The organism is Microcystis sp. LEGE 08355 (assembly GCF_015207185.1).
In the GTDB taxonomy this organism is placed as follows: domain Bacteria; phylum Cyanobacteriota; class Cyanobacteriia; order Cyanobacteriales; family Microcystaceae; genus Microcystis; species Microcystis panniformis.
The window spans coordinates 1-7,387 of the sequence record NZ_JADEXI010000204.1; the positions used below are offsets into that span (position 1 = coordinate 1).

5 protein-coding genes are annotated in these 7,387 nt (G+C 40.9%); 4 read left to right on the forward strand and 1 reads right to left on the reverse strand.

Annotated elements, in window-relative coordinates:
• Window positions 1–1,306, forward strand: a 1,306-nt coding sequence (locus tag IQ242_RS11880; protein WP_193960113.1) for an ABC transporter substrate-binding protein, incomplete at its 5' end; no start/stop codon positions are given.
• Here the strand turns inward: IQ242_RS11880 and IQ242_RS11885 are convergent.
• The gene (locus IQ242_RS11885) at window positions 1,303–2,745 is read right to left on the reverse strand and encodes an AAA-like domain-containing protein (protein ID WP_193960114.1); all 1,443 of its coding nucleotides are present in this window, start codon (window positions 2,743–2,745) and stop codon (window positions 1,303–1,305) included. The two genes, IQ242_RS11880 and IQ242_RS11885, sit on opposite strands and share 4 nt — an antisense overlap.
• Window positions 2,746–3,368: 623 nt before the next feature.
• Between IQ242_RS11885 and IQ242_RS11890 the strand changes: the two genes are divergently transcribed.
• The 3 genes from IQ242_RS11890 to IQ242_RS11900 all read left to right on the forward strand — a co-directional run.
• On the forward strand, window positions 3,369–4,298 hold the full coding sequence (locus tag IQ242_RS11890) for a VOC family protein (protein ID WP_002732692.1): 930 nt from the start codon (window positions 3,369–3,371) through the stop codon (window positions 4,296–4,298).
• 31 nt (window positions 4,299–4,329) lie between these two features.
• Window positions 4,330–4,992 carry a nitroreductase family protein gene (locus IQ242_RS11895; protein ID WP_002776854.1) on the forward strand — a complete coding sequence of 221 codons (663 nt, stop codon included), beginning with the start codon at window positions 4,330–4,332 and terminating at the stop codon, window positions 4,990–4,992.
• A gap of 92 nt (window positions 4,993–5,084) precedes the next feature.
• Window positions 5,085–7,387 (forward strand): AMP-binding protein (locus IQ242_RS11900; protein WP_193960115.1); only part of this gene is annotated, 2,303 nt, incomplete at its 3' end.

A 7,387-nucleotide genomic window follows, 5' to 3' on the forward strand; every position in this document is an offset into this window, starting at 1 on the left:
ATTTAGCCAAGGCGAAAAAAAGCTACTTATTAAACAGGAAAATTTTTATAAAGATCGGGGTATTTTGGCTTTTAAAAATGCTAATTATTTGGAAGCTAAACAGTTATTCAAAAAAGCCTATTTTGCTCATCCTGAAGATGCAGAAACCTTGATTTATTATAATAATGCTATCGCTTATTTAAGTAATAATTATGTGACTTTGGCGGTGGTTATTCCCAGTGGCAAAAAAAATGAAATTTCCCAAGAAATCCTTAAAGGGATTGCTCAAGCACAATATTTATTTAATAGCCAATTACCGACCAGTGCGAATAATTTATTTTTAAATATCGTTATTGCCAATGATAATAATGATGAAAAAGTTGCCAAGATAGTCGCCAAGGAAATCGTTAAAGACTCCAAAGTTATTGGAGTAATTGGACATTATTCTAGTGAAGCCACCTTAGCAGCTTTACCTATCTATGAAAGAGCCAAAATTACTTTAATTTCTTCGACAAGTTCCTCGGATGTAATTGAGAGTGAATACTTTTTTAGAACCGTTATCACCAATGAAAAAATTGGTGAAACTTTAGCTAATTATGCCAGCCAACATGATCTAGATAAGGTAATTGTTTTTAATAATTCTAACCAGATTGATAGCCAAGAACTTACTCAAGAGTTTCGTCAAGCTTTCCAAAAAAAAGGCGGTAAAATCACTAAAGTAATTGATTTATCATCTTCCCTAGATATTGACGCAAAAGTTTTAAAAGCATTTTCCCAAGATCAAGTTAGAGGAATTGTCTTATTTCCCAGTTTGGAATCAGCTTCTGTGGTAGTAGAATTATCCCATACTCTTGAACAGTTGAATACCAGCACCCCTCCAGAACTGAAAAATAAGATAGTTCTTTTAGGGAGTCATTCCATGTATGAACATGAAATGTTGGTTGATAGCGGTAAATTTATTGATAATTTAGTTTTGGCTGTGCCTTGGTTTTCCCATCTAATTAAGTCCCAAAATTTTGTCAGAGATGCTCAAGCTTTATGGAAAGAAGATATTAGTTGGCGAACCGCTACCAGTTATGATGCGGCCCAATCATTTATAGCTGCTATTAGAGCCTTGCAATCCCAGAATAAAATTTCTTCAGAGTTGATACAAGAACATTTAGAAAACCTCAATCTTTCGGCCAGTTTGACCTCAGGCAATTCTCTCAGGTTTGTAGATAATGAATCCGAATCTAATCGAGAACCAATTACTGTCAGGGTTAAGAGTAAGTTAGAAAAAAAACTTGAAAACTCAATTCAGTTTCAATTGGAATCTCAACGAGACTAATCAAGCAAGTCGTCAAAATATACTTGATACAAATTGCAACGAACCTCTAGGGTATCATAACTTTTGTGGATCAGTCCCAATCGTTCCAAAAATTGGACAGATTCTCCTTTCATTTGAGCCGGAGTCAGAGCTTTTTTCTGAAGAATTTGCCTGAAAGTATTCCGTAGGTTAGCATTACTTTTCAGATATCTCATCAGTAGGAAAAAATGACTTTGAAATGGCTCTCGTCCCTGCAAGGCATCATCTAGAACCTTTTCTAGAGAATTCCCTTCCTGCAATTTTACCAAGATTAACTTAATTAAATAAGGATTACCTCCCACTAAGTTCATGACCTTGTGAACATCTGATAACGTCCAATTAATGCCATTAACTTGAGCGAAAGAGAGAACTTGTTCCGCATTAAAATCCGATAAACTAGCCACATAACCTACACCAATTAAGGGAGAGGCATAAAAATCGTAGTTGCTATAAAATTCCGTTGAATGAATAATAATTAAGCGTAGTTTCCGCCAAGGTTGGGAACGTCTTTCATGCCAACTTCTGAGAATACCACAAATTTCATTACCGATTGTTTCAGTTTCCAAAACTGTATCAAATTTTTCAAAGACAAAAACCAGAGGATTAGCACTGGGTTGGAGAACATATTCCTCTAAATATCGTCGAGTTTTGTGGGCAGGAGTTCCGGGACGAGACCAAAATTTATCGAGAAGAGATTCGTTAATCTTTAATTCTTGGGTAATGGTACGACAAATCGACAGCAGCAAGTCTTCACAACTAAGGGCAATAGTAGCTTTTTCCTCCTCACAATCAATGATAACTGGTTGATAATTATCTTGTTTGAGATGATGGACTAACCAATTAACTAAACGGGTTTTGCCACTATTATGAGGTGCGCGAATTCTTAGCAACGATTGTTCTTGCTGAAGAACTTTGAGACAATTTTCCTCCAGAGGTGGACGTTTTACATAATCCTTAATATAGGTCTGATAATCCTGTTGTTTTTCCTCATCTAAAGAGGAGAGAATAGCAGCAATTGCGGGAGATTGATGTTTACTTTTGTTTGCCCACTCTTGATCAAAGCACCTTAGGTTAGTTAAAATATCATGACCGCGTTGCCAAAAAGTAATTTGAAAAGTACGAATTTTTCCTTGATTATTGAGACGATGATCTTCCAAAATACCTAAAAACTTTTCGTTAAGATATTCCGTCAAAGCATCCCGAATTTGCCATAACTCCAGCCTTTGACCACATTTTTCAGTCAGCATTTCTAAAGCATTAAGTTCGGCTTGAATTTTCAATTTTTTCTCATTAATCCAGCTAAATTTAATCGCCAGATTTTCACAATTATCCACCTCGTAGTTAGCAAACTTTAACAGAGCATTAAGCAGATATTTGGTTCTTTGCCTGGGAATATCCCCATAGGTAACTTTTCTAGACATTATCTCAAGTTTAGTAATTAAGGACTTTGCCGGTAATTGAAAAATTTAAGTAATGATTTGGTTACGGAATAAACTTAAAACAGTGAGTTTCCTATCCTCCTTTTTGAGTGCAAGCTTCGCTCCCCTGTTTAACGGCGTGCGCTAAATCCAAGCGAATCGATTTTTAGGGGTGCTGGCAAGGTTTGATTCATCCTCCACAAAGGTTTCTCGGCTATTTTATGAGTTTTTTCACCTACCCACTTAGCCCTATTTGGCGGGCCTGGTGGTTGTGGCTGTTGACCATCCAAGTATTTCCAAGTAGTAACATGAATTTCCCGTTATGGCAACGATAGCGGATTTTTCTAGACGACCTTGACCACATCTCTCAAAAAAATTTTCCGCAAAACCCCGAAGTTCCCCAAGGTTTTTCTCCACCCCCAAGTTACTCAAACTCCAGTCTGGGATAGCAATTGAGGGCAAGAAAAATTAGCCTTTGACTGTGGGTGTACTCACAATGCCATAATCAACCACAACAAGGTTCAGATTTTCTTAATAGTCTTTTTACCCTTGCTATGGCAGCACTTTGACCGATATCTGTCTGGCTATTTTGTGCCGAATTAGACAACTCCACTGGTTGACCGACTATGACTAAAATTGCTGATATTGCCTACGTTACCTATCAACATCCGGATTTAGACCTGTGCGAACGTTTTTTGAGGGATTTTGGCCTGATTACCGCAGTTAAAACCGATACAGCCTTGTATATGCGAGCTAGAGGCAAAAAACAGTTTGTCTATGTCGTAGAATGGGGAAAAGAAGCTAAATTTGTCAGTTTTGCCCTAGAAGCGACATCAGAATCCGTCTTACATGAACTAGCCACTTTAGCCTCCGCTTCGACCGTGGAAACCCTGTTCACCCCCGGCGGTGGTCAGCGCATCAAAATTATTGACCCCAACGGTTTTAACCTAGAATTGGTCTATGGTATCGAGGAAGTGGAACCTTTGCCGATTCCTGAACCCTTGCAATGGAATCACGCTAGTCGCAAAACCCGTTTAGGTCGCACCCAAAGGCCGAAAAAAGAACCCGCACCTATTTTACGTCTAGGTCATCTAGCTATTGATGTCAAAGACTTTGAGGAAAGCTATCACTGGTATCAGCAGACTTTTGGCTTAAAAGCAACAGATTTAATTTATTACGGCCATCCCAGTTTACGAGTCGGGGGTTTTCTTCGTTGTCAACGGGGAGAGGAATGGGTTGATCATCACACCATCGCCATGTTGCAAGGTTCTCACCCCAAAGTCCATCATACTGCCTTCGAGGTGCAAGATTTTGACTCTATTAAAATCGGCCACGATTGGTTACGAGAAAAAGGATGGACTCCTGTGTGGGGTATTGGTCGCCATTTGTTGGGAAGTCAAGTGTTTGACTATTGGCAAGATCCTTTTGGTAGCCTCATTGAACATTTTACCGATGGGGACCTTTTCGAGCAAACCACCGAGCCAGAACTTCACGCGGGTGGGTTAGATATTCTCTATCAATGGGGACCGGCGATTCCCGAAAGTTTTTTAGGTTAAACCGTTGAAAAAGTCTTATAAAAGGGGTTAGATGATGAATATTGCTGAAATATTTCAAAAAAGACGCTCTACTCGTAAATTTCGCACCGATGCCATTCCCGAAGAAATTTTAGCCGAAATTTTTCGTTTGGGATTCCAAGCACCCTCTAGTTATAATTTGCAACCATGGCGATTTATTGTGGTTAGAGAACCAGAAAATAAGGCAAAATTGCGAGAATTCGGCTTTGAACAAGATAAATTGGTCGATGCACCCGTGGTTTTAATCTGTTGTGGCGATCGCCAAGTTAACCATCGTGGTTACATTAATCAAGTAATTGAGTTAGGAAAGCAAGAGGGGACGATTTCCGAAAAACGGGCCAAGTTCATGCACATGGCCATTCCGCCTTTTTTCCAATTTAAACCCTGTTATCAGTCTCCAGAAGCTTGGAGCAACCGACAAGTTATGATTGCGGTTACTTATCTCATGATAGCGGCGCAAAGCTTGGGGGTGGATAGTTGTCCCCTAGAAGGATTTGTGGCTAAACCCTTGCGCGAGTATTTCCAAATTCCCGATACGGTCGATGTCTGTTGTCTGTTAGCCTTGGGATACGCTGATGAACCCTTGAGCGAGTATGGGGGACGTTTTGGGACTCAGAAGCTCTGCTATGGCGAAATTTACGGAGAAACCTTTAATTTAAGCCCAAATCACCCCTAGAGTGACCGTCGCCCCCGTCACCAGAAACTTTTCCCGGTGCCAGAGGATTAAATCTTTGTCTTCGATTCCATTTAATAATAGGGAGTAAAAAAATGACTCTTTGTTTAGATACTAAGCTTAATTTGTCAGAAATAAGCAGTTTAGTCGATATTATTCGTTATCGCGCCCAATACCAACCCCAAAAAACTGCTTATACCTTTTTAGTCGATGGCGAAACCGAAGAAAAACGCCTTACCTACGGGGAATTATTTCTAGAAGCGCAAGCGATTGCCAATAGTCTCCAATCCATCCTATTACCAGGGGAACGAGTTTTATTAGCATACCCTTCGGGATTAGAGTTTATTACTGGGTTTTTCGGCTGTTTATTAGCAGGAGTAGTGGCAATTCCAGTTAATTTGCCCAAGAAAAACCAAAAGATGGCTCGCTTAACTTCTATTATTAACAATTCGCAAGCAAGCTTACTTTTAAGCACACAATCGGAATTAGACCAATTAAAAAGGCAACTAGACAGAGACATTCCCTTTCTAGCTACGGATAGCTTAATCGGCAAAAGTTTAGCCGAAGACCACCCCACTCAGATAAAAGCAGAGACCTTAGCCTTTTTACAATACACCTCCGGTTCCACGGGGACTCCCAAAGGAGTAATGGTCAATCATGAGAATCTTTTGACCAACCTCCAAGATTTAGATTTAGGCTGGGAACACGATGAAAAGAGCGTTATGGTGACATGGTTGCCAACTTTTCATGATATGGGGCTAATTTATGGCATTTTACTGCCCTTTTATCGAGGATTTCCCTGTTATCTAATGTCCCCAGTTTCCTTTTTACAACGTCCTCTCGGTTGGTTAAATGCCATCAGCAAATACAGGGCCACCCACACTGCCGCCCCTAATTTTGCCTATAAACGTTGTCTTGACAAGATTAAAGAGGAACAGCTGGCGGATTTAGACTTAAGCAGTTGGAAAGTGGCTTTAAATGGCGCAGAAACCGTCAGAATGGAAATTTTAAGCGAATTTGCTCGTAAATTTGCCCCCTGTGGTTTTGAGTTTGCCGCCTTTTGTCCGGGTTATGGTTTAGCCGAGGCCACCTTAAAAGTTGCTGCTGTCAGGAAAAATCAAGTTCCTCAAATCTGCTGGGTTGAAAAAGCCGCTTTAAACCTTCATCAAATCGTTTTTACGGAAAAAAGCCCAAATTCTCAATCCTTAGTCAGTTGTGGACAAACAGAAATCGACACAGAAATTGCCATTGTTAATCCTGAAACCTGTCAACGCTGTCCCTCCCAGCAGGTGGGAGAAATTTGGGTGAAAGGCAAAACCGTTGCCCAAGGCTATTGGCAACATCCCGAAGCTACAGAAAAAACTTTTCAAGCAGTTATCGCCGATACCGGACAGGGTTTTTATTTGCGTACAGGGGATTTAGGTTTTATTCATCAGGGTCAACTATACATCACCGGACGCTTGAAAGACCTGATGATTATTCGCGGTGGTAACTACTATCCCCAGGATATCGAACAGACCGTAGAACAATGCTATCCCGACTTTTGCCCCAGTGGAACTGCCGCCTTTACCGTAGAAATCGAGGCAGAAGAAAAGTTAGTCCTGGTTCAAGAGGTAGAAAGAACGGCAATTCGCCGTTTTAACCAGCAAAAAGCCCTAGAAGCAGTTCGTCGAGCGGTTTTTCAAGAACACGAATTGCAAGTTTATGATATCGCTTTTATCAAACCCGCATCTCTGTCCAAAACTTCTAGCGGCAAAATTCAACGCCACGCTTGCCGTCAACAGTATTTAAACCAGCAACTTCCACTAATTTCATCCCCTATGCCGACGCTAACCCCCCCCCTCAGCAGTCACCAAGCTGACTCCAAAACCGCTAGTCAAGAAAAAACCGAGCAAATCTTGACTTGGTTGCGAGATTACGCCAAAACTCGCATTAATTCCCATCTGATTGATGACCGTCGTTGTGTGCCGCCCTATATTGTCATGGATTTTGGCAATCAAGGACTGATGGGAATGCAGATTCCCGAAGAATACGGGGGAATAGCCCTTAATAATCGCAATTTTTTGCAGGTGATGGAACAATTAGCCGCCATTGATTTAACCCTGGCGACGATGGTGAGTCTTAATAACAGCTTAGGTATCCGTCCGCTGCTCAACTACGGGACTATTTCCCTCAAGCAAGAATTATTACCTCTTTTAGCGACAGGAAGACAATTATCCTCCTTTGGCATGACGGAACCGGAAGCAGGAGCGAATATCGGGGCAATTAGTACCGTTGCAGTGCCGGATGGTCGAGATAAATGGCGAATTCGCGGACTTAAGCGTTGGAATGGTTCTGCTTGGGCCGGAATGATTAATGTTTTTGTCCGTTTGCTTGATTCGGAAGAACCGGGGAATAA